The following is a 22,306-nucleotide window of genomic DNA, read 5'->3' as shown; positions in this document are numbered from 1 at the left end:
TACCCACAGAGCAACCGGTGCAACCGCCATCAGAGGAGGAACGTCCAACCAGACGTCGTTCTCGGGAGCGGACAACGGTATCAGAAGCAGGCGTAGGGCCATCTCCCATCAATAATGTGATTGGCATGCCTGGAGCAGTCAATGGCATTTCAGAAGTGGCAGTGATTGAACCTCGTTCCTTTGAAGAAATGCCCCAAGTGATTCAGGCACTGCGGGAACGGAAGTCGGTGGTCTTAAACCTGACCATCATGGATCCAGACCAAGCACAACGAGCGGTGGACTTTGTGGCTGGTGGGACTTACGCTATTGATGGTCATCAAGAGCGTATTGGTGAAAGTATTTTCTTGTTCACACCAAGCTGTGTTCAGGTAAGTACTCAGTCTGGTGTGATTCATGAGATACCTACTCCCCAGGCCCCTCCTTCCCGTCAGACAGCTCCGTCACCAGCCTGGGGTTCTGAGCCAGATCAGATGGCTCAGTAAGAGTCAGGACTTGACAAGTGTCTAGTGTTCAAGAATAACATTAATATTTGAAAAGAGAGGTGTTGGGTTGCCTATAAAACTTGGCATAATTGGTGGCGGTGTCATGGGAGAAGCCCTCCTATCCCGTCTACTTGCCCAACAACTTTACCAGCCTGATCAGGTCTTGGTGAGTGAGCTGCTGGAGCAGCGCCGTGATGGTTTGGCGCAAAAATACGGGATAAGGGTCACTGCCAATAACCAAGCGGCAGCGGCAGCATCAGAGGTTTTGTTACTGGCAATTAAACCTCAGGTATTTGAAGCGGTAGCGGCAGAACTGGCAATGGGTAGAGGTGACAACGGTCACAGCTTAGGAACGTTGCCAATGGTGATTTCAATTCTAGCTGGAGTGCCTCTGGAACGACTGGAAACCGCTTTTCCATCCCAGTCAGTGATCCGGGCAATGCCTAATACTCCTGCAACAGTTGGGGCGGGAATCACAGCACTAGCTGCTGGAAAATGGGTTTCGCCTGATCAAATGGAGCGAGCAAAGACAATTTTTAGGGCTGTTGGTGAAGTAGTCGAGATTCCGGAACACCTGATGGATGCGGTGACCGGTTTATCTGGGTCAGGCCCAGCTTATGTGGCGATTTTGGTGGAAGCCCTAGCAGATGGGGGCGTGGCAGCTGGATTACCCAGAGCGATCGCATTGCAGTTGGCCCAGTCTACAGTATTGGGGACAGCCCAGCTGTTAAAGGAAACTCAAATACATCCAGCTCAATTGAAGGATCAGGTTACTAGTCCTGGGGGAACGACAATTGCTGCGATCGCTAAGTTGGAGAAGGCTGGTTTTCGCTCGGCTTTGATTGAAGCGGTTTTGGGGTCTTATCAGCGTTCTCGGGAGTTGCGGGGTTGAAGGTTTAAAGTTTGAGGTTGGAGGTTGGAGGTTGGGGGTTAAAGGTTGAAGTTTAAAGGTTAAAGGTTGAAGGTTGAAGGTTGAAGGTTGAAGGTTGAAGGTTGTGGGTTGTTCGCCCTTAGCGTTCCCATAGGGTAGGTTGTTAAGGCTTGGCGTCCCTTGTAGGGTAGGTTGAAAATTGATCAAAACTGATTGAGATTGTCAATCTTAAGCTCAATTAGGCTACGCCGTTGTTAGTTGGTCTTGGCTAACCCCATCTGGATCTGTAGTCCTATGGGGGTGTTATTTTAATTAATGGGCAAAAAACTATTGTGTGCGTCATCTAGTTCTGTCATCTAGTTCTATAATAAATGGCAGCTAAAGGATTTATGCCATTGGTCGCCATCGTTTAAAAGCATGGGATCTGAACTACCAAAAATACTGGGAACGTGAGAGCCTCCCTTTTCAAAAGGGTTTACGGTTTCGTCTCCGGGATGAAACTCCCGGGACGGGGTTTACCCCGCCGTATCTATTCCAATAGGTTATAATAAAGAGAGGGAGGTGATAGTAAGATGTACAAAACAATTCCAGTAAAAGCAACGTTTTCAGACGAAGAAAATGCTTTCTGGCTATTTCAGTGTGAGCAAGCGAATAGCTTGATAAATTGTGCAGTCTATTACTCCAAACAGAAGCATTATAGTTGGTTGAAACAGCAACCAGAGGCATTTACAACTTACTGGCGGGGGGATGAACTGCGCTATGGTTGGAAGACTTACAAGTGCGCCCTCAAGTATGCTGAGCTATGCAACAGCTTGAAAGACAACCCTCATTACAAGGCAATGGCGGCTCAGTCAGCACAACAAACTCTTAAAACTGTAGCCGAGTCAATCACTAGCTATAACCAATTAGTCAGCCTTTACTACAAAGGCCAAGTCGATAGACCAAAACTGCTTAGGTACCGCAAGAAAGGCGGGCTAGCTGCCGTCACTTTTCCCAGACAAGCGCTCAACTATAAGAACGGTTTGTTTTACCCGTCGATCAGCAAGGAAAGTAGACCTGAACTGCTTACTGAGATCGCCTTAGAACCTCCAGGGTTCATAGATCCAGATTGGGTCAAACAGGTTACTATTCGCCCGTATCTAGGCCAATTATGGATCGATTGGGTAATTGATGATGGAAAACAACCGGTGGAAAATAATCCCAATCTAGACTATTTCCAAGCATGGAGTTTTGATCACGGCGGGGACAACTGGTTAACCGGAGTTTCAACCCATGGGAGAAGCCTGATTATTGATGGCAGAAAGCTCAAGTCTCTGAATCAGGCTTATGCCAGGTTGGTTGCCAAATATAAAGCTGGAAAGCCTGAATTATACTGGGATTCAAACTTAGATCGTGTCCAACGCAGAAGAAACAATCAAATCAGGGATGCGATCAACAAAGCCGCCCGTTTTATTATTAATCGGTGCCTGAGCGATTGCGTTGGAAACCTCGTCATTGGTTGGAACGAAGGACAGAAAGATTCCTCAAGCATGGGGAAACGGGGTAATCAGAATTTTGTGGTCATTCCAACAAAAAGACTGATTGAACGACTGAAACAGCTTTGTCCTGAGTATGGAATTAAGCTAACAATTACCGAGGAAGCGTACACCAGCAAAGCGTCTTATCTTGACTCCGACAGCCTCCCAAGACACGGCGAAAAACCCAAAGGATGGAAACCGTCGGGCAAACGAGTTAGGCGTGGTCTGTACAAAACTTCTAATGGTTGGCTAATTAATGCCGATTGTAACGGTGCTGCAAATATAGCTAGAAAAGTAGCCACACAGTTAGGTCTTGACCTGACCAAGGTGGGTAGGGGAGCATTGACACTACCGCACCGGTATGATCTTTTCAACTCTATGAAAAGATCATATAGGACGAGAAGCTACAAGGCACGGTTTCAACCTGCCTTGTAGGAACCTTGTAGAATCCCCTGTGCTTCAGCCGGGGGAGATGTCAAAATCACAAAATATTCATAATTTAGTCTGAATGTAAATTTGTGGACTGCATCTATTTTGATGACAGACAGATGACAGAATCTTCAATTCCGATTCGAGCCCTACCAGAAGCACGCCAACGTTCTCGACCCAATGGGTTGAAATGGTTTTCCTACATAAGTTTGGGGATTTTGAGCAATGCTGCTATTTTGGGTTTAGCTTTTTTTGTGCTCGAGCAAATCCCTCCAACTTACACCAGTAAGGCAGCAGCAATTATACCTGGTGTGGGTTCTCAAGGATCTGTTCAACTCCCTGGAGTCGGTCAAGCTTCCTCCAATCCAGGTGAGAAATCTCCTTACGGATATCTTTTAAAGGTAGATCCACGACAAAACTACCAGTATATCGCCATGAGTGACGTCGTATTAACTGAAGCTGCTGCTGCTGTTAATACCTCAGTCAAAGATTTTGAAGAGTTTGCCAAGCCAAGGGTTTATTTGGATAGAGGTACCACTATCATAGAGTTTGAAGCGGATGGCAAAAGCCCATCGGACGCTCAGCGAAATACTCAGGCTTTTTATCAAGCTTTAGTCAAGCGGATTGATTACTTAAGAGCAGAAGAATCAGCTCGTCAGGATAACAAGACGTTGCTAGCTTTAGACTCTGCTAATAGTAACTTAAAAAACGCCCAAACAAAGCTGTCTCAATTCAAAAAGAAGTCACTGCTCAAAATTTCTGAACAAATCAATAACCTTTCAGAAGAAGTAGAAAGGTTGCGAGTGCAGCGTGCTAATTTATTGGCTCAGCAGCAAGCGGCTACCTCTGGATTAAGGCAGCTAGAAGCTAACCTAAGGTTGTCAACTGACCAAGCAGCCGATGCTCTGATGCTTCAGGATGATGAAGTGTTTAAAAAACTTTGGCAAAACTATAGCGATATTAGTGCTAAGCTAACGATACTAAATTCTCAATGGACACCAAACAGCCCTCAGGTGATTAATCTCAAAGCTAAGAAGCAAGCGGCGCTTGAGGCATTACTTGCTCGTAGCCAACAGCTATTGGGCAAGGGGATGGATGTTCAACGTTTGGATAATCTCAATTTAGGCTTAGATGCCCAGACAGGTCGAGCAAATCTGGCACAAGTGTTAATCAACCAGAGAGCTCAACAGCAGGGACTAACCGGTCAAGTGAACACCTTGGCAGAACAAATTGCTCAGCTAGAGTCCAGACTTCAGACATTGATTCAGGAGCAGTTAACCCTGACTGAGCTTGAGCGAGAGGTGCAAATCTCTGAAGCTATATTTACGGCGAAGTCGGCTCAATTAAACCTGAATAAATCGGATCATGCTACTGCTTATCCAACCCTGCAATTGTTAGTAGAGCCGAACTTACCGAAAGAACCTGTTGGTAATACCAAAAAAACGGTAATGTTGGGAGCTGTGGCGCTTTCCCTGTTAATGACAACTGGCCTGGTTATCCTGGCCTGGGAAAAACCAAGTTCTAAGACAGACGCTCCTAAAGATTCCCCTCCGGTACTTCAACCTGAGTCTTAAACCAGTGAATTTAAACGTAGCAACAATTTGGATCTAATTGTTGGAAACTACTAGCACGGAAAACTAACAGAGAAAGACCCCAAGTCTGCTACCTTAATCAGGTGTTGGCAGTAAGTAATCTGATGAACCTATCCAACCGTATAATCAAAGGGTGGAAATCTCCCACGCTGCGAGTGATGTCTCTGACCTTCTTCGGTATGCTACTGGCGTGGGTTGCGGACATTTTGATGGCGGCGAAACTGGGGACTAGTCAAACCACAGATGCCTTGATTGTTGCCCTCAGCTTACCGCGACTAATTGATACCGTGAGCCGGGAGGGAACCAGACAAAGCTTGGTTCCAATGTTCATGGAGCGTCGAGATGCTCTGAATCACAGGGAATATCATCGCTTGGTCAGTGGCATTGTCAACTTAGCTTTAGTACTCGGTGTTAGTCTAACTGTTCTGTTGGAAATTATAGCGCCATTGATTATAACTGGGTTAGCCCCAGGATTTTCTCCAGAGGGTAGAGCACAAGCAACGTTTTTATTTCGGATCTGTGCGCCAATGGTTTTGTTTGCTCCTGGGATTGCGGTCTTTAGTGTGATCCTCAACAGCCAAAGGCGCTTTAGTGCGGTAGCTCTGCGGAATGCGATCGCACCAGGTTTCGTAGTGGCTGCCATTGGGTTGGCATGGCAACAGTCTAGTATTGCTCTGTGGATAGCGATCGCTTATACCTTGGGATTTGGTGGATTCTTTGTGCTGGTATTTCTAGATGCTTTTAAAGCGGGACACCAACATCAATGGTTGGCGTGGGCTGGCAAAGATGACCTTGCGCGTCTGTGGCAAGCAGGTTCTTTACCTACTATCGGTTTTGTGATTAAGCTCGCATCTAATCTAGTCAAGAGTCAGATGCTGCCTTCCTTAGTAGCAGTTGGTGGGGTCTCCACATTCTACTTTGCAATTCGGATCGTCTCCGCTGCTCAAACGATTATTGGTGTCAGTATTGCTACCACCAGCTTGCCTGCCATGACAGAGCATGACTTAGCTGGGCATAAATCCCGGTTGGGATCGGCTTTGCGCAAAAACTTGACCAAAACTCTATTAGTAAGCTTACCTGCAGTACTTTTTATTGTGGTATCCCATGGAGAAATCATTCGTTTGCTATACGGACATGGTTCTTTTGAAGCTACCTCTATTGAGCAGACGTCTCAAGTATTCTTTTGGTTAGGGCTGTCCTTGGCATTTATTTCTCTAATCCCCGTGCTTGAAGCTGGTTTATATGCTCAGAGAGCTTATGGTTTGGTTGTCTGGAGTATGGTGACCATGGCATTTGTAGGGGTTGCTCTGAGTTGGTTATTTTGGCAAGTTTGGGAATTAATTGGTATTGCTATGAGTTGGCCTGTTATGGCTATTATCTATGTGATACTCATCATCTATCTACTCCATCGAAAGGGTGTTTCTCTGCTGCAAAAACATCACAGTGAATGAGGGGTAATAAAATCTATGAATAGTTCAAGTTTTAAACAGCACTCTTACTTGATTATTGGAGGCACGACAAAAGCGGCAACCACATCACTATTTTATTATCTAGCTGATCATCCTGAAGTTTGTACCTCTAACCTCAAAGAAATTCGCTTCTTTTTGGATCAAGATTATCCAGAAGCTTCAAACTATCGATATGAAGATGGTCTAGAAAAATATGATGATATTTTTCGTTATGCTCAGTGCTCCAATGTCGAAAAAATTCGGATGGAGGCAACACCAGACTATCTTTACTCATCAGGTACACCCCATAAAATAAAACAATCTCTACCAAATGTTAAACTTATATTTATCCTACGGGAACCGGTTTCTCGCTTAATCTCTTGGTATAAATTTGCTAAACAGAAAGAGTATCTTCCTCAAAATATCAGCTTTGATAACTATGTTGACCAGCAATTAATTAAAGATAATTTTGAGCACGAAAATACCTATACCTATATGCGTTCCCTTGAGCAAGGGCGTTATTATGTCTACTTAAAACCTTACTTTGAGTTATTCGGATCCGATAGAATTTATGTGGCTTTTTATGAAGAATTATCCCGTAATCCCAAATATGTGCTTGAAAAAATTTGTCGATTTGCAGGAATTGATTCCAGCTTCTATGGGGATTATCTCTTTAAAGTATATAATCCCAGCAAGGCAGTAAAAAATTGGTGGTTTCACCGGAATTATGAGCAGTTTTTAAAGTGTATGCGTCAATATACCCAAAACAAACCCATTCACAAAGTTTTGAGGAAAATTCGACGAGCCTTGGATCCGATCTATTTACGCCTTAATGTGCAGCCTCAGGAAAAGGTGTCGATTTCACCAGCTATCAAAAATGCTCTTACTATGTATTATAAACAGGAAGTTACAGCATTGGAAGAACTACTTGGTCGCTCAGTGCCATGGGAGTCATGGAATTAATTTATAAAAAAACAATAACAAAGAACACTAACGAAACAACGGGACACGATATGATCAGAATCATGAGAGAAGAACACTAATTTAGGAGAATATCCATGAAGAAATATGTCTGTACCGCTTGCGGCTATGTATATGACCCAGAGGTAGGGGATCCAGATAGTGGCATTGCACCGGGCACACCCTTTGAAGACATTCCAGATGACTGGGTATGCCCGGTCTGTGGGGTCGGTAAGGAAGATTTTGAACCGGAAGAATAGTAACATCCTTATTGTCGTAATCGGTGGCACTGCCACCGTGTCTTGATGCAATAGCGAGTGGGGGAAACCACGGCAGCGCGGTCATGGGGGAGACCCCCAAGACCGCGCTGCCTCCCCAAGACCGCGCTGCATCGCTTTTTTTGATCAAAAATCGTGAGAGGCCAGAAAAACTGGTCTTTTAGTGGGACTTAAACAAAAATCAAGCCCAAATGAAGCCTAAACTGGCTTTATAAGCAGCAAACACCTCCTGATTGTGAGTTAGTTAGCCAATTAAAGAAACGAAAAGACATAGCTGTACGGAAAGCCTCCAAGGCTTCTGTAAAAGTATTCATTCGCGTAGCGTGGCCAAGGTTTGGAACGCCCATCGCCAAAGTAATCCCCCGGTTAACTTATGCCAAAGAATAAAAATATAGGCACAAAATACTAGAATAAAATGGTGAATTAGACTTCTTTTATCCCTGACTTGGTATTCTTTCAACCCTAGCCAACCCTTGGCTTCCCAAGAAAATACTTCCACCCAATTTCTTTGGGAATAGGTCATTACTATCCACTGTTTTGTTACTTTTTTTTGCCTCAACATTGGTGATCAAATAATCACGGTGCGCGCCTCCTAGGGCGAGTAAATCGCCCTTTCGACGTGAAAGGTTGATCCATCATAGATTATACCATAATTTTGCTCTTTTTATCGTTTAAGTCCCGATAGTTGCTGTCCCCAATGATTGTAAACTTCTCCTGATTAGATTTTAGAGATCTATTGTCGAAATCCTTGACTAAAAGACATTTGATCGATTTACCCATAGTATGGAACCAGTCTCCAAGAGTCCCTAAGTGTTAATGCAATATTTGAGACCTCAAGAATAGAGAAGATGGTAGGGTCATTTCTTAATGATGGGAGCTCCGATTGTTTTGTAGTCCCAATACTGAGAAGGTAGGGGTGGATTTACATCAACAACCTCAAAATCGATCTTGGAAAAGCCAGCTTCTTGCAATAGTTTTTGATGTGCTTCTGGTATTTCAGTGGCAACCCGTGAAAAATAAGTAAATGTTCCATTTTTTTTGAGTAACCGACCCGCTTCCTTAAAAAAATCGTGTTGGTGGAAACTTCCTGCATCCTCTGGAGTTAGTGGGACAGTATCAAACAGAATCCCATCAAAACTCTCATCATCAAAACGTGAACTAACCTCTTGCCAAAAACCTGGGACAATTTCCATCCTACCTATCCTCAAGGCTTCAGGGAATTTTTGTTGCGCGAATTCGCGTACATCTGGGTGGGCTTCAAGGATCGTATGTTTCTCAATGTCGGGGGAGTCTTGAATAAAACCTGCTGATAATCCAAGTCCAAAGCCTAATTCTAGTACTTGTCCGCCATTTGAAGTTGCGATTGAAGCCAACTTCTTCATATACGGAATTTCCCAGTCCTGCATTACTTCGACACCATTAACGCTCAATTGATCGGGAGTATAAATGGCTTTTTTTTGTATCCAATTTTGTTGCTTGGTATCCAATTTTGTTCCTTAACTAGCTATGCTCGCTGCATATTGAAACTACCCAAATTTAAAAGTAGGATTTCAACATACCACGCCTGCGTACATCACAAGTTGCACAATGTAACCCACCTCCAAAAACATAATGGTCTTTAAAGTCCACTAAAATTGGCTTTAAGCCTATCTCTTTAAAAAACTTAATCGTTGGTTCCTCACTCTTCTCCACAACCACTCGCTCCTGATCAATCATCAGAATATTCATAGAAAGCCAGCGGCTGGACATATGAAATTCGGCGTTTGCTACGCCCCTGGGAGGATAAAGAATTTCCCATCCTCCCTGCTTAAACATCTCTAGGATATCCGGTGAGATGCACGGACGGTCAGGGCAAGACAAGACACGCCCTTCGCCGATGGGAACCCAAGTTGCATCCATATGTATGGGAGCTGGATCACGGAACTTGACTGTGTGGACTCGGTACTCCGAGCCAAGATGCCTCTGCATCCACTGAATTCCCAAGTCGTTGGTGACGTGGCTCCTCTGTGCCAAGATGTCTCTGCCGAAGCGAGTGAAATCAGCTGCATCGAAGCAAGGTTCTGACTCGGTAGTAATGAAGCGCCCATTCAAAGGACCAACGCTATCTGGTACACCAGATTCCCCCCGGAAAAAGGCCATATCTTCTTCAGGATAGTCCCAATCGTAGAGGGCATCAGACATTTTGGGCTTGGGAGCCGCTGTCCAGCCTGCTCCCTGCTGGAAATATTCCTGAATCAGGGGACGATAGCGCAAGAACTCGAAATAGCGGCATCTTTGAGACATAGGCGCTTCGATGATTTCCTCGCCCACAACAAGCAAGACATCCCTCACATCAGCATTAAAGAATCCCGCTGATGTAAAATAAGGTGTTTTAAAAATATGATGGGCATAATCAACAGCTTCTGGTCGTCGTACAATGACACCTTCTCCTTCAAGCACTTCTTGAAGGTTATCTAGAGCTTTGGCGGCTTTCTTCACCAATTCTGTGGGGTAGGGTTTCCCCCCATGCTCTCGATAGAAGCTCCAATAGTCCTTTCGTATGAAGGTTTTTATGTCATGGGTTAAAACAGGGGCTGTAACCCCGTCAATAGTTCCCACAATTATTTCTTCGAGAGGGTCCCATTCGTTATAGCTACAAATCGAGGGAATGTTCATCTTAAATCATCATCTATGGGCGTATATAGGCGAAACTTAGAGATTATACCAAATCCGGTTCGCATATGTACCTTTTCTCAAATAGCAGGGGGACAGGGAGCAGGGGGCATGGGGGAAAAATTAGCGACAATCATAAAGCCACTCTCACAACCCCCCAATCGCATTCTTGGCAATTAGCAATCTGGCACTCCATAGCGCTGCTGAATTTCCAGCAATTTTACCCTGGCCTGCCCAGCATTATCCGCCAACTCAGCAAACTCCAAAAATCGCTTCAATTCCTTTTTCAACAAACTCCGTTCCACTTCCCAAGTTTCCCGTCCCAAATCTGGGGGCAAAACAATCATGTCAAATAACGTTGCCCGTTCCTTACCTGGGTGCGGTCGCAACACTCGCCCCCGCCGCTGAATAAATTGGCGGGGATTGCTACTACTTGCCAGAATTACCGCAGTTTCAATGGATGGAATATCCACCCCTTCATCCAAACATCGAATTGCTACTAACCCCTGCAACTCCCCCCGCTCAAATTGACGACGTAATTCCTCCCGTTCTGCCAACGGTGTCTGGGCAGTGTACGTGTTGACCCGATACCCCAGTTGAGAACCTAGTAACTGGGTTACTGCTGCTAACTGACGGTTGCTTTCATTACTCACTTGCCCATCTACCGAACCATCCCCACAATAAAACAAGGTATGGTAGGTGTTCAGTCGCTTAGCCATTAACCGCTGCAACGCCCTTAACTTGTTTGCCGCCGCCCCAACTAACCGAGCTCGTTGCATCAATAACGATGTTAAAGTAGTGTCATTTTCTATATCGTCTGCTTCCCCTAATGCCCAACCAATCCGTTGAGTTAACTTAGCATAGGCAATATTTTCCGCCTCTGTTAATTCCACGAACACCGGATAGTAGAGGTAACGCACTAGCGCTCCTTGGCGAATAGCATCGGCTAAGGTCAGTTCTGGTTGTAATACCGAACCAAAATAGTCAAACAATGCTTCTGTTCCAGCTTCATCAAAATACCGTTCCGGTGTAGCTGACAGACCAAGGCGCAGTCCAATGTTACGGGGTAAACTCTTTTCGATGCGGGTAGTCCCGAAATTATGGGCTTCATCTCCCACTATCAGGGTTTTTTCAGGAAAATACTTCAGCTGAGACTGGAAACCCTCCTTGATCAGGGTAGAATTGGTAGTGATTATGGTAATAAACGATTGTTTCCCAACCTGGAGGTTGTATAGCTGGGCAGATAGTTGACTCTGCCAGCTGTAGACACTCTCGAAGGCTAATATCGGTTCTAGATTAAAGTGTTCGCATTCTCTTGCCCACTGGGTGACCAAGTGGCGGTAAGGGCAAACTACCAGCAACAGCTGTAAACCAATTTTTTGATACAGTTCCGTTGCGATCGCTAAAGCAGTAATAGTTTTACCACTACCCGTTGCCATTTTCAGGGTTCCTCGTCCCCGATGGGCAAACCAATTTGCCACCGCTTGCCGCTGATACTGCCGCAGCTGAATATCCGGTGGTATCCTAGGGCATCCCTTGGGTGAGTGAGTCTCAAAGGAGAGCGGTAATTGGTAAGCTCCCCCCGATTCAGCTACTGTGATGTTAGGGGAGGGCTGATAGTATCCTCGTGCTGCTACACTTTCCCAGTCCTCTGATACCACGAATGGGAATTTGTTGTTCCTCATTGGTCATTGGTCTTTTGTTATTTGATAATTGGTATTTAGTATTTGCTATAGCATTTTTATTTGAGTTGTGAACATAGGATTAAAGTAACAAGGGAGCAGGGAGCAGGGAGTAGGGAGCAGTAGGAAAGAGCTTGGAGGATTTTTTTGTGTTCTTAAAAATCAGCAATATTGTTCGTGTCCTATTTATAAATCCTAGATTTCCTAGTTGCTATTTCCTAGTTGCTATTTTCTATTTTGATGTAAGCAAGTCTTTTTAATTTTACTTTTTACCGTTTTCCTTGGTCAGCAAACACCTCAATTTCCCCTGTCCTAGAGGGTTGGCATTCCACATTACCAATTGCTTGAGAACCTAACCCTGATCGCCCATCCACCTGCTTAATTCGACAAGACTTGGTGAAGGAATAATACTCAGGTTTGGTGTCAGGGCTTGAACGGGGACCGTTCCAATTGGCCTGCAAGTCTAAGTTATAGTCATACCCAGACTCCCTGGATGAAAATTTATAGGTTACTTTCCATAGAGGATCTTCAGCAACCGGTGAGCTTTGCTTGGCTTGATATTCAATCTCCTTCAGTAACTTTTGGTGATTTACCTTAAGCAGGGATTTCTCAACCTCTGACCAAGATTTTGCATTCAACTCTTCTTTCAATTGAACTTCCATCCCCTCTAATATCGATACACCTCTAGATAGCATAGTGACTTGGGCAGAGGGCAATTTCCAGACAAAGGAACTATGGATAAAATCATCACTCAGTAAGCTAGGATATTGCACTAGCCAGTTTTGAATCACGAAATAAAACTGTATCCAGCAGCTAATCAAGAGCTGGCTACCGAATAATATAACTAGATATTGACGTTCTGCTGGAGATGGTTTTTTTAGCTCCAATCTTACTGCTAAAATATAAGGTAAAGTCGCAATTACGGCTGATATCAATGGCCAACTAATGAACGTCCAGGATGATACGTCCCTTGAGTCGATGCCGAATAAATAGGTACTGATACCCTGAATTTCGGGCTGGTATTCTCCAAGGTTTAAATTGATGCCGAATAGATAAATACTAGTTAATGCGCCGGTAATCCAGGGACCCAGGGGCAAGCCTGTCTTGGCGTCTTTGTTCTTCTTGGCAATTCTTAGCTTAGCCGCCGCTGCCGTTACCCAGTAGACAAATAAAATAAACAAAATACCACCACAGCTTGCTATCAGCCGTTGTACAAATCCCGTGGCTAACCCTGCCATTACATAGGAAAACACAGTTAGCCACATTAGAGCCTGCCAGGAAAATGCCTTGGGAGGTTTCAGTACCTTTACCACCCAGTCTACCACCGCTAAGCCAATGACAAATTCGAATAGGGATGTGAAAAATTTCACGACGCTAGTTATCCACTAATGGGGTTGACATAAAGGAAACGCAGAAACAAAAGCAGTAAGATAGCGCTATAGCTACAGGAATTAGCAATGAGGACGACCATAGCTCGATTTTCCCCACCCGATCCTCTCTGACCAGAGCGCCTCAAGGATAATGACTTTTCCTCGTCGGAAGCCGATGTGGAACCAGTTGCCTGATCTTCAGCTAGTTCTAAAAAGATTTTGAGTAACCTCAGCCCTGCCAGCTTAATAATAAAGGAAAGAAAGAAAATTGTGATCACACTCATAGCAATAAGAGTATAAAAATTGTCAGGCTTATCCTCTGAAAAGTGATCGAAAAAGATATAACTAATCATCTGGCCTTGAAATTCCGTAGGGAGTTGGTCGTGAAGGGCAAAAAAACAGCACCAACCTACAATAGTGGAAAGTAGATTAATCGATGCTGCTTGCTGCATGCTGGTTTTGCGGTTGAGTTTTAGCCCTCGTTGTAAGACTATCCCTTCCACCGCAATTACCACCAGCAGGAAGAGAGTTTGAAACACGACCGTCTTTAGGGGCCATACAGGTGCCATAATTTTAAGTTTGCTCCAACGTAAGAATTTGCATTAAAAACCCGTTTGAGCCACATTTTACCTGCACGATTCGGTGAAACTTGGTTTTGTTGACACTTTATGTTGACACCTTATGTTGACACTTTATAGTTGCTTATTTAGTGCCAACCGTCAACAGAAATGGAGCAACTAAACGGGAGCAGGTCTAATGTTCATTAAATTAGACTACCAGTAATTTTCGGATACTGGTAGTTAATTTGAATGAGGGGTGTTACCCCTAAGCCTCTTCGGGCGGGTTTCCTGTTAAACTCCTTAACCACAGGCTATACATTGAAGCACTACAAGGAACATCTGTAAAGATGCGATTGACCGTAGGCCACGCTACGCGATCCTCCTAGGTCGCCGCTAAGCGATCGCATTTTGTTACATATTTTGTTTTTTAGATACCTGTTTGACCTGCCGTCACCCTTCGCGAACATAATTTAGGGTTTAGGCTCTAGGGTTTAGGGTTCTGTTGAAACTTGGCTAGCTCTCTTAGGACGGAGGTGCTCAAGTGCCCCTGTTGTAGCTCATACCTAATACGATTAGCCTAATACCTATAATTTCTCGATTATTGCTCTATGGCTTTGCCGTCAGTGTCTGGTAGTTGACTCCTGGGGCAATGCTATGGTTGATGGGTGTACCCCACACCTGACAGACAAGCCAAAACTTTATCTTTACTGTATCTTTGCAGATCAACTCCCATCACCATAGCGCAAACCTATGACACGAAATCACTATGAACCTGAACTCAAACTGCGTTCTGAAAAAGGAGTAGACTACACTAAACTGCGAGACTTACTAGCAGCAGGCAAGTGGAAAGAAGCTGACCTAGAGACAGCCAGGGTACTCTTGGAAGCAGCAGGTCGAGAAGCTGAAAAATGGCTAGATATAGAGTCGCTCAAAACATTTCCCTGTGCTGACCTGCTGACCATTGACCAACTTTGGGTAAGATACAGCCAAGGACACTTTGGGCTTAGTGTTCAGCAGTCCATTTATCAAGAGGTGGCAGGAGACTGCGTCAGGCTAGGTGAACGCATCGGTTGGAGAGTGAGGGGAGATTGGATAGCCTATAGTAAAATCAAATGGAATCTAGATGCCCAGATGGGACACCTACCCGTCTGTATGGCATTCATCTGGAGTAATCATCGGTCTGTATCCGGTATCGTGTGGTTATCTCGGGTAGGGTGTGAGGCGTGGTATACTTCATTTATGCAAAGACTTGTAGAGTCTAGCATATAAGCGTTACAGCCCAAGGAAATAATTCTTTAAACAAAAATTTTAAACAAAAATATTTGCTACGAATTCTATAAACATTTTAGGGATTTCAAGGTTAGTTTGATAACTCAAAACTACCAGGTCTATTGTTTGGAGCGCGCTTTGTACAAACTAGGGATGATTTGTTAGTCTATGGGTTACTCCCCATGCCCTACTGCTGGTGCTGGAAGTCGATAAATCTTTTGGGTAGTTTACCATAAATAAACATAATTCTCTACAGCTATGAGATAGGCTGTATCTGGATAGACAACAATGCAGTATTGAAACTCTGCGCTCTTCCATAGGCGCAGATTCTTCGGAGGAGTTAACTAACAAATGTTAGCCATTGCTCGAAACAACCACATCAACCTCACCTTCCGTAAAACCAATAGGCTTGCAGTCCATCAGGCAGTGCCAATTACCGCTACTCTCTCACGGTGGTGGGGGTTGAGGTTACCTTTAAGTATGTGGTTTGTAAGTATGTGGTTTGTAAGTATGTGGTTTGATTCACTAGCCTTAAAGCCTTTGCTTGCAGGGGCTAAAACTAGACTACGTGGCTGTAGCCAATCAATCATTTCGATTGATTGTCTTTTCAGTGGAATTTCCCACCACTGGGAGTCCCAGCCAACCTTAAAGTTTTTTTTGTATAACTATTATTGTAGTACTTTGACAGCAGTTAAAATCGCCTCCTCGCGTTTCCTCCACCACATAAATGACCACATAAATAATAGTAGTTTCCACTCTCCCGTGAGGCTTTAGATGACCAGCGCTTATATCCTGATTGCCTCAATTTTGGTGTTGGGGGGGTTACTCGCTACCTTAGGCGATCGCATGGGTACACGAGTAGGAAAAGCACGGCTGAGTTTATTTAATCTACGTCCCCGTACTACTGCCACGGTAGTAACAATTATCACCGGTGGCTTAATTTCTGCCTCGACCTTGGGGATTTTGTTTGCCACCAGTGAGTCTCTACGAGATGGGATTTTTGAGCTTGATAATATCCTCAAAAAACTTAGAAGTGCTCGCCGGGAGGTCAGCCAATTAGAGGATGAGAAAGATCGAGTAGAGCAGAAGTTAGCCGAGGCCAAAGCAGAGCAAATAGAGGTTCAGAAGCGTCTGGATGAAACTAATCGAAATTTCCAACAGGCTCAAAATCAACTGAAAGACGTCTCTGCTCAGGTTGGGGTGCTGCGTACTGAAATTAAGTCACTCCTCAGGGAACGTCAGCTGCTAATCCAACAGCGGAATCAACTCAATGAACAAATTACCCAACTCCAGAGCCAAATCACTCAATTAAAAGAATTGGTGAAGAAACGGGATCAGGAAATGCTGGAGCGAGACCAAGCTATCCAAGAGCGAGACCAAGCTATCCAAGAGCGAGACCAAGCTATCCTCAAACAAGACCAAACGATCCAACAGCGGGATCAGGAGCTGGCTGAGAAAGACCAAGCTATAAAACAATTTGACCAGAAAATTGCTGAACGAGATCAAGTCATTGCTCAGCGTGAAACTTTCCTAAAAGAACTCGAACAAGAACTTAAAGAACTTGAACAAAAACTTAAACAAAAGGAGAGTCAACTTGCTAAACGTAATAAACAACTTGAATCACAAGAAAAACAACTGGCTTTTTTAAAACGGGAACTCGCAATTCTAGAACAGTACTATCAGAATTATCGAGTACTGCGTCAGGGAAATGTTGCTTTATTTCGTGGTCAGGTACTCACCTCTGGAGTAGTACGAATTGTCGATCCAACAGCCGTAAATCAAGCTGTTGATCAACTGTTGAGCCAAGCTAATAAGACAGCTGTAGACATTACCCGTGCTAGTAGCGGTAATTCCCAAGAGCCACTGGTGCAAATTACTCAAGCACAAGTAGATCAGTTAATCCAGCAGATTAAAGATGGTAGAGACTACGTGGTGCGAATTCTCTCAGCGGGTAACTACGTTGAGGGGGAAAAATCAATACAAGTATTTGCAGATGCAGCCCTCAATCAGGTTGTCTTTAAGGGGGGTGATGTCCTTGCTACCATCTCAACTAATCCCTCAACTATGACCAATGAGCAAATTCGGAAGCGGCTCGATCAGTTGTTGGCAGCCTCTGAGTTCCGTGCTCGTCGCGCTGGGATTTTGGGTGATATCCAAGTCGGAGATGGTCGGCTGACCACCCTAACCAACTTTATTGAGCAGCTGGAGCAGTATAGTCAACCCCTTAATGTCAAAGCTATTGCGCAAGAAACTGCCTACACAGCTGGTCCTTTAAAAATGCAGCTGGTAGCGAGCTACAATGGAGAAGATGTTTTTAAAACTATTGTTAACTAGCTAGGTTGTTAACGTAAGCATTCAGCGGTCAGCGCTCAGCGGTCAGCGCTCAGCCGTCAGCGGTCAGCCGTTGGCCACGCTACGGGAATGGCCAAGCTACTTGAGCTGCTTAAAATAAACCTATTTTATTCAAAAGCTATTCAATAGCTGATAGCTGATAGCTGATTGCTGATTGCTGATTGCTGATTGCTGATTGCTGATTGCTGATTGCTGATAGCTGATAGCTGATAGCTGATAGCTGATTGCTGATTGCTGATTGCTGATAGCTGATAGCTGATAGCTGATAGCTGATAGCTGATTGCTGATTGCTGATAGCTGATAGCTGATAGCTGATAGCTGATAGCTGATTGCTGATAGCTGATAGCTGATAGCTGATAGCTGATTGCTGATTACTGATTACTGATTACTTACTTGTTAAGTAGCTAGCTCCTCCACAATTTGCCAATCGGGATTGTTATTAACTGCCTCTTGAAGTAGCTCAAACATTTGCCGACAATGGTTATTAACCTGTAGAGGTAACTCTTCATTTTTGACGACAAAATTTATGGGCACTTGTTGCTCAGTGGCTTTCGATTTGTCAATCAATACGTCCACTGTAACCAGCTTGGTAAAGGATATATTATCCGGACTCTCTCTTGCCATTATATAGTCATCACTCTCGTAGAGAATCTCAAAATGGCAGGATTTTAGAACCTCAATCAGTAACGGTAGAAGACGATCAAGGGAAATAGTGATTTTAATGGAACGAGTGTAGCGAGCCATATAGACTTGGGGCTTGCTGATAGCTAAATTTTTCTATCTTGACATTCCCCCGTGCGAGGGATTGCTCGCACGGGGGATTCTCGGTTCATCGACTCGCCATAAGCTGATAGGTTTATACCAACCAAGCACTTAGGGCAAATCTCCCGAAGGGTTTTAGGTCTTATTGACCCAGTTTTCCGCATTCCCTGCTGTAACTTGTTTCTCCGGCTGTTGATAGCTAACTAGTTGTTTGCTTCTAAGCCGACCTAGGTGACCAAATTGTTAGGCAAGGATTACGCAGTACCCTATCTCTGGCGATACTTTTTACTTTACTCTACGGAGGAAGGATTTGGGCAATAATTTATTGTTTTTTTAACTTATTTTTAAATAATTGGGCTCTTCGGTCCCTGTGGTGATAAGCTAAGCTTATTTATAGCGTTTATCGCAGTTATGAGGTACAGTATTCTTTGACGTTGATTCCCTGTCTTGATGTAGCGCATCGCTATTCCTTATTCCCTCTTCTCTCTTCTCAGATCCGCTGTTCCCAGATCCGCTGTTCCCTAAAATCCCGAAATTGTGTACCTCATAGCTATGATAATTGCTATAAACAAGCAAGCTAACAGCTTTTCCCTCAGATTATAAAAATTTCTAAACCCATAGCTTTGACGAATAATCAATTTCATCTTATTATTTAATACTGCCATTACTCCACTAGTTGTTTTATTGATCAAATAATGACAAATTTATGGTAAATTTTATTGGCCTTTGGCCACGCTACGCGAACAATAGTCTCAGCTACTTGACCTAAAATAATTAAACCGCCCTACACGCTCACGTTTCATCCCCCCTTGAAAAAGACGGGGTTTTCAAGGAAAGACCCAAGGGGTAAAGCGGGTGCATCTCATATTTGTAAAAAAGGAGGGGAGTGTGGGGCGGGGGCGCGGGAAGTGTGGGGCGGGGGCGCGGGAATTTTTGCCTAATTTCATGCATTGAGATACACCCGGGTAAAGCTTGCGCGAAGGTAAGATTTTTTATAATAATCGAATTTTAAAACATACGAGCTATGAATGTAGCAATCATTGGTTGTGGATACGTGGGTAGTGCTGTTGCTCACCTTTGGCATCAAGAGTTAGGGTTATCCACTACAGTAACCACTACTACCCCTGAGCGGGTCCGAGAACTAGAAACAATTGCTGACCGAGTGGTTGTGGTTAAAGGAAACGACCCTATTGGTCTCGAATCGGTAGTGAAAAACCAGGAGATTATTCTTCTGTCTGTGGGTGCTGCCAATGGCAAGGTCTATCAAGAAGCCTACTTAGACACAGCCCAAACCTTAGTTTCTGTGCTCAAAAACGCTCCTACGGTACGACAGCTAATTTACACGGGAAGCTATGCTGTGTACGGTGATCGACAGGGAGGCTGGGTAGACGAAACATCACCGATTGCTCCCGCGAGTCCAAATTATGAAATTCTGGCAGAAACTGAGCAGGTATTACTATCAGCATCCAATCCTAATCTGAAGGTTTGTATCCTGCGTCTGGGAGGAATTTATGGTCCGAAGCGGGAACTAGTCAAAATATTTGGTCGATTCGCAGGTACTACTCGTGAGGGTTCGGGTCAAGAAGTCACCAATTGGATTCATCTAGATGACATAGTGGGTGGGATAGAATTTGTCCGTTCTCACCAACTGCAAGGGATATATAATCTAGTAGATGATCAAATCCTGACTTATCAAGAATTGCTTGAAAAAGTATTTAAACAGCACAACTTACCCCCCGTATCCTGGGATTCATCCGTTACTAAAGCCCGACCTTACAATGCCCGAGTGTCAAATAAAAAGATAATTGATGCAGGTTACCAGTTTATTCATCCAGAAAAAATTTTCTAATCTGATTACTCGGTGGGTAAGCATTCAGCTATCAGCCATCAGCTTTCAGCTTGCATAGGTAAGCTTCGTTTAATCTCTGTACGGAAAGCTGTTAGCGTAGCGTGGGCCTATGGGCAATGGGCAATGGGCTTTTCCCCAAACTTTCAATTCTGTAAAATCTCGAACTATTAAATTCTCACGAAAGAGGTTTATTTTAAGCTCACGGCTGACAGCTGACGGCTGAATGCTTACCTCGGTGGGATTAGTTGACTGAAAACTAGCCTAAATATAAGTAACGAGGCGATTGGTGCATGAATCGCCTCTAGCCAAGATTCAACAAATACACTATCTAAAACAAGTGTGAATTTTTTGTGACTGAAGTTCCCCCGTTCATTTGTACTACTATACTAGTTAAAAGCTCTCCCCATAAGGGATATAGCGATTGAGCCCAAAAATTGTGTACCCATGTTGGTTCTTGAAGTATGTCTGCAATTGGAATATAATCCAACTATAGGCACTGGTCGCATTTTTATTTGAGAACCAAATCGCTTCTTGATGCAATAGCGAGTGGGGGAAACCACGCCAGTTGCTCATGGGGGAGACCCCCAAGACCGCACTGGCTCCCCAAGACCGTAATGGTGCGCTTTCCGTAGGCGAATTAAATTCGCCACGGGTCGCACCTCTGCATCGCTCAAACGCCCTTCAGATAAACGTTGTGAGCATTCTCAATAAGACTGTACCCAGTAGCAATAAGTACCGACAAGCCTAGGAACGCCACAGAGCTTGGGATTGAGGTTTCGAGTAGTTCAAACTTTGGGGGAACTTCAGTTGTGATATGTAGGATTTGGGATTTTAGGGAATCGGGAATTGGGAATCGGGAATCGGGAATTGGGAATTGGGAAAAAATCTTGTTTACCTGATTACTATGAGAACCGATAATTACCCTTAATAAAAATCTCCCCATCTCCCCGCTCCCAGCGCTATTAGCTGATCGGTGGTACCGTCAACCCCTTAAGGGCCACCCCTTCTGCTGATGGCGTTAATCCCTTACTTTGAATTAAAACCCCAAAGCCACCCAATCCGGTTGGATCGATCAACTGGTGTAACCGTTGGCGACGCTGCATAATCTTGATCACATCCTGTGCTGTTGCGTTCGCATTTCCCCCTTCTCTAGGCTCAGAAAGAGCAGCTATGCGATCGCCTAATCCCAATGCCATTAGAAACAACCCTTGCTTGGTCAAACCTACCTTACCCAAACCACATAACTCTCCTTGTTGCTCTAGGGCAGTAAAATCCACATGAGCCGTAATGTCTTGTTCGCCGATATAACTATAGGGGTTATTGTGGTGCCGGTGGCGATAATAACACTGTAATGTTCCCTGATCACGGGCTGGCAAATAATACTTTTGGGCTGGATAGCCATAATCAATCGTTAGGACAAATCCCTGGTTTAACCGTTTCGCAACAGTTTTAATCCAATCCAGTGCAGCGAGATTCACCTCACAGCGATAGCCCTCTGGATAGGAACCAGAGAACAAATCAATACCTACCAAATCAAAATACTCTCTCAGTTGGGGTGTAGAAGGGGTATCTAAAACTTCTACAAACTTAATGTCATCGTCATCCTGATCAACAGTTGCGATATAAATTTCTTTGAGATCTCCTGCTTGCAGCACAACTTGATGTACCGGTAATGCATCAACCAATTCGTTAGAGAAACAGCAACCAGTCAGGGAATTGTCTTGTATTTCTTCCCAAGAACACCACCGTACAGGTAACGAGGGCTGGTGATTGTCGAGTCTGGGTAGGTTTAGTTTCAACAACAGCTGCTTCTGTTGAGCAATCATTGCTGTTGCCTTTTCCACAATGATGTAATTTACCGCACCATAGCAATCTGGGTAGTGCTGGTGCAAGTAAACTAGAACATCTGCTGCTAGGAGGCCCTGTCCCGCTCCCACTTCCATCAGGGTAAAGGGATTAGGTTGTCCGAGGATATCCCACATTTGGGCAAACTGTTCAGCAAGTAATTCCCCGAAGTCTTTTCCTAAGTGAGGTGAGGTGAAAAAGTCTCCTGATGAACCAATGTTAACTGCACCAGAAGCGTAGTAACCTAGCTGTGGATGGTATAGTGCTAAGTCCATGTACTGGGCAAAGGTAATTCCCTGGTTAGGTGCTGTAGCAATGTGATTAGCAATTACCTTGGATAGAGGTTGAGTAGATGGAAGGTTTGAATTCAAGAAATTAGTCATTAGAC

18 protein-coding genes and 2 pseudogenes are annotated in these 22,306 nt (G+C 44.3%); 10 read left to right on the top strand and 10 right to left on the bottom strand.

Annotated features, from left to right (window positions below; translation table 11 throughout):
* From LYNGBM3L_RS21345 to rd, 7 genes are all read left to right on the top strand, one after another.
* A partial coding sequence (locus tag LYNGBM3L_RS21345) for a cell division protein SepF (RefSeq protein WP_008187716.1) occupies positions 1-482 on the top strand: 482 nt, incomplete at its 5' end.
* A gap of 67 nt (positions 483-549) precedes the next feature.
* Positions 550-1,374 (top strand): pyrroline-5-carboxylate reductase, encoded by an 825-nt coding sequence (gene proC, locus LYNGBM3L_RS21340; RefSeq protein ID WP_071986918.1) that lies wholly within the window; start codon positions 550-552, stop codon positions 1,372-1,374.
* Positions 1,375-1,925: 551 nt separating this feature from the next.
* On the top strand, positions 1,926-3,305 hold the full coding sequence (locus LYNGBM3L_RS21335; protein ID WP_008187714.1) for an RNA-guided endonuclease InsQ/TnpB family protein: 1,380 nt from the start codon (positions 1,926-1,928) through the stop codon (positions 3,303-3,305).
* 113 nt (positions 3,306-3,418) lie between these two features.
* Positions 3,419-4,873, top strand: coding sequence for a GumC family protein (locus tag LYNGBM3L_RS21330; RefSeq protein WP_008187713.1), 1,455 nt, complete (start codon positions 3,419-3,421; stop codon positions 4,871-4,873).
* 122 nt (positions 4,874-4,995) lie between these two features.
* On the top strand, positions 4,996-6,342 hold the full coding sequence (gene murJ, locus LYNGBM3L_RS21325; protein ID WP_008187712.1) for a murein biosynthesis integral membrane protein MurJ: 1,347 nt from the start codon (positions 4,996-4,998) through the stop codon (positions 6,340-6,342).
* A gap of 15 nt (positions 6,343-6,357) precedes the next feature.
* Positions 6,358-7,302 (top strand): sulfotransferase domain-containing protein, encoded by a 945-nt coding sequence (locus tag LYNGBM3L_RS21320; RefSeq protein WP_008187711.1) that lies wholly within the window; start codon positions 6,358-6,360, stop codon positions 7,300-7,302.
* 95 nt (positions 7,303-7,397) lie between these two features.
* A complete protein-coding gene (rd, locus tag LYNGBM3L_RS21315) occupies positions 7,398-7,559 on the top strand; it encodes a rubredoxin (RefSeq protein WP_008187710.1) in 162 nt (53 codons plus the stop codon).
* 199 nt (positions 7,560-7,758) lie between these two features.
* Here rd and LYNGBM3L_RS21310 read toward each other — a convergent pair.
* From LYNGBM3L_RS21310 to fraC, 6 genes and pseudogenes are all read right to left on the bottom strand, one after another.
* A pseudogene (locus LYNGBM3L_RS21310) lies at positions 7,759-8,155 on the bottom strand (IS701 family transposase); the annotation flags it as partial.
* Between the two features lie 279 nt (positions 8,156-8,434).
* A complete protein-coding gene (locus LYNGBM3L_RS47705; RefSeq protein WP_008187707.1) occupies positions 8,435-9,064 on the bottom strand; it encodes a class I SAM-dependent methyltransferase in 630 nt (209 codons plus the stop codon).
* Positions 9,065-9,113: 49 nt separating this feature from the next.
* Entirely contained in the window at positions 9,114-10,232 is a 1,119-nt protein-coding gene (locus LYNGBM3L_RS21300; RefSeq protein ID WP_008187706.1) for a hypothetical protein, read from the bottom strand.
* A 173-nt stretch (positions 10,233-10,405) separates the two neighbouring features.
* Positions 10,406-11,914, bottom strand: coding sequence for a DNA phosphorothioation system restriction enzyme (locus LYNGBM3L_RS21295; RefSeq protein WP_008187704.1), 1,509 nt, complete (start codon positions 11,912-11,914; stop codon positions 10,406-10,408).
* A 266-nt stretch (positions 11,915-12,180) separates the two neighbouring features.
* Positions 12,181-13,281 carry a DUF5357 family protein gene (locus tag LYNGBM3L_RS21290; RefSeq protein ID WP_008187703.1) on the bottom strand — a complete coding sequence of 367 codons (1,101 nt, stop codon included), beginning with the start codon at positions 13,279-13,281 and terminating at the stop codon, positions 12,181-12,183.
* 8 nt (positions 13,282-13,289) lie between these two features.
* The gene (fraC, locus tag LYNGBM3L_RS21285; protein ID WP_008187702.1) at positions 13,290-13,850 is read right to left on the bottom strand and encodes a filament integrity protein FraC; all 561 of its coding nucleotides are present in this window, start codon (positions 13,848-13,850) and stop codon (positions 13,290-13,292) included.
* A 741-nt stretch (positions 13,851-14,591) separates the two neighbouring features.
* Between fraC and LYNGBM3L_RS21280 the strand changes: the two genes are divergently transcribed.
* Entirely contained in the window at positions 14,592-15,110 is a 519-nt protein-coding gene (locus LYNGBM3L_RS21280; RefSeq protein ID WP_008187701.1) for a GUN4 domain-containing protein, read from the top strand.
* Between the two features lie 774 nt (positions 15,111-15,884).
* On the top strand, positions 15,885-17,444 hold the full coding sequence (locus tag LYNGBM3L_RS21275; protein WP_008187700.1) for a DUF3084 family protein: 1,560 nt from the start codon (positions 15,885-15,887) through the stop codon (positions 17,442-17,444).
* Positions 17,445-17,858: 414 nt separating this feature from the next.
* Here the strand turns inward: LYNGBM3L_RS21275 and LYNGBM3L_RS21270 are convergent, their stop codons facing one another.
* Positions 17,859-18,206 (bottom strand): hypothetical protein, encoded by a 348-nt coding sequence (locus LYNGBM3L_RS21270; protein WP_008187699.1) that lies wholly within the window; start codon positions 18,204-18,206, stop codon positions 17,859-17,861.
* Between the two features lie 539 nt (positions 18,207-18,745).
* Positions 18,746-18,928 (bottom strand): annotated as a pseudogene (locus LYNGBM3L_RS41385) (transposase); the annotation flags it as partial.
* 320 nt (positions 18,929-19,248) lie between these two features.
* Between LYNGBM3L_RS41385 and LYNGBM3L_RS21265 the strand changes: the two are divergent.
* A complete protein-coding gene (locus LYNGBM3L_RS21265) occupies positions 19,249-20,073 on the top strand; it encodes an SDR family oxidoreductase (protein ID WP_008187698.1) in 825 nt (274 codons plus the stop codon).
* A gap of 670 nt (positions 20,074-20,743) precedes the next feature.
* Here the strand turns inward: LYNGBM3L_RS21265 and LYNGBM3L_RS21260 are convergent.
* Together LYNGBM3L_RS21260 and LYNGBM3L_RS21255 are read right to left on the bottom strand one after the other, a co-directional pair.
* Complete coding sequence (locus tag LYNGBM3L_RS21260) at positions 20,744-21,016, bottom strand: hypothetical protein (protein ID WP_008187697.1); 273 nt, start codon at positions 21,014-21,016, stop codon at positions 20,744-20,746.
* A gap of 19 nt (positions 21,017-21,035) precedes the next feature.
* Positions 21,036-22,301: a class I SAM-dependent methyltransferase gene (locus tag LYNGBM3L_RS21255; RefSeq protein ID WP_008187696.1), complete on the bottom strand. Its 1,266-nt coding sequence runs from the start codon at positions 22,299-22,301 to the stop codon at positions 21,036-21,038.
* Positions 22,302-22,306: the final 5 nt, after the last annotated feature.

The organism is Moorena producens 3L, assembly GCF_000211815.1.
In the GTDB taxonomy this organism is placed as follows: Bacteria; Cyanobacteriota; Cyanobacteriia; order Cyanobacteriales; family Coleofasciculaceae; genus Moorena; species Moorena producens.
This window is presented reverse-complemented; position numbering and strand designations above follow the sequence as displayed.

Coding starts and splice junctions, on each gene's coding strand:
- rd (WP_008187710.1), top strand. CDS start 7,398: ATGAAGAAATATGTCTGTACCGCTTGCGGCTATGTATATGACCCAGAG.
- LYNGBM3L_RS21335 (WP_008187714.1), top strand. CDS start 1,926: ATGTACAAAACAATTCCAGTAAAAGCAACGTTTTCAGACGAAGAAAAT.
- LYNGBM3L_RS21265 (WP_008187698.1), top strand. CDS start 19,249: ATGAATGTAGCAATCATTGGTTGTGGATACGTGGGTAGTGCTGTTGCT.
- LYNGBM3L_RS21320 (WP_008187711.1), top strand. CDS start 6,358: ATGAATAGTTCAAGTTTTAAACAGCACTCTTACTTGATTATTGGAGGC.
- LYNGBM3L_RS21260 (WP_008187697.1), bottom strand. CDS start 21,016: ATGGGGAGATTTTTATTAAGGGTAATTATCGGTTCTCATAGTAATCAG.
- LYNGBM3L_RS21270 (WP_008187699.1), bottom strand. CDS start 18,206: ATGGCTCGCTACACTCGTTCCATTAAAATCACTATTTCCCTTGATCGT.
- murJ (WP_008187712.1), top strand. CDS start 4,996: ATGAACCTATCCAACCGTATAATCAAAGGGTGGAAATCTCCCACGCTG.
- fraC (WP_008187702.1), bottom strand. CDS start 13,850: ATGGCACCTGTATGGCCCCTAAAGACGGTCGTGTTTCAAACTCTCTTC.
- LYNGBM3L_RS21255 (WP_008187696.1), bottom strand. CDS start 22,301: ATGACTAATTTCTTGAATTCAAACCTTCCATCTACTCAACCTCTATCC.
- LYNGBM3L_RS21280 (WP_008187701.1), top strand. CDS start 14,592: ATGACACGAAATCACTATGAACCTGAACTCAAACTGCGTTCTGAAAAA.
- LYNGBM3L_RS21295 (WP_008187704.1), bottom strand. CDS start 11,914: ATGAGGAACAACAAATTCCCATTCGTGGTATCAGAGGACTGGGAAAGT.
- LYNGBM3L_RS21330 (WP_008187713.1), top strand. CDS start 3,419: ATGACAGAATCTTCAATTCCGATTCGAGCCCTACCAGAAGCACGCCAA.
- LYNGBM3L_RS21300 (WP_008187706.1), bottom strand. CDS start 10,232: ATGAACATTCCCTCGATTTGTAGCTATAACGAATGGGACCCTCTCGAA.
- LYNGBM3L_RS21275 (WP_008187700.1), top strand. CDS start 15,885: ATGACCAGCGCTTATATCCTGATTGCCTCAATTTTGGTGTTGGGGGGG.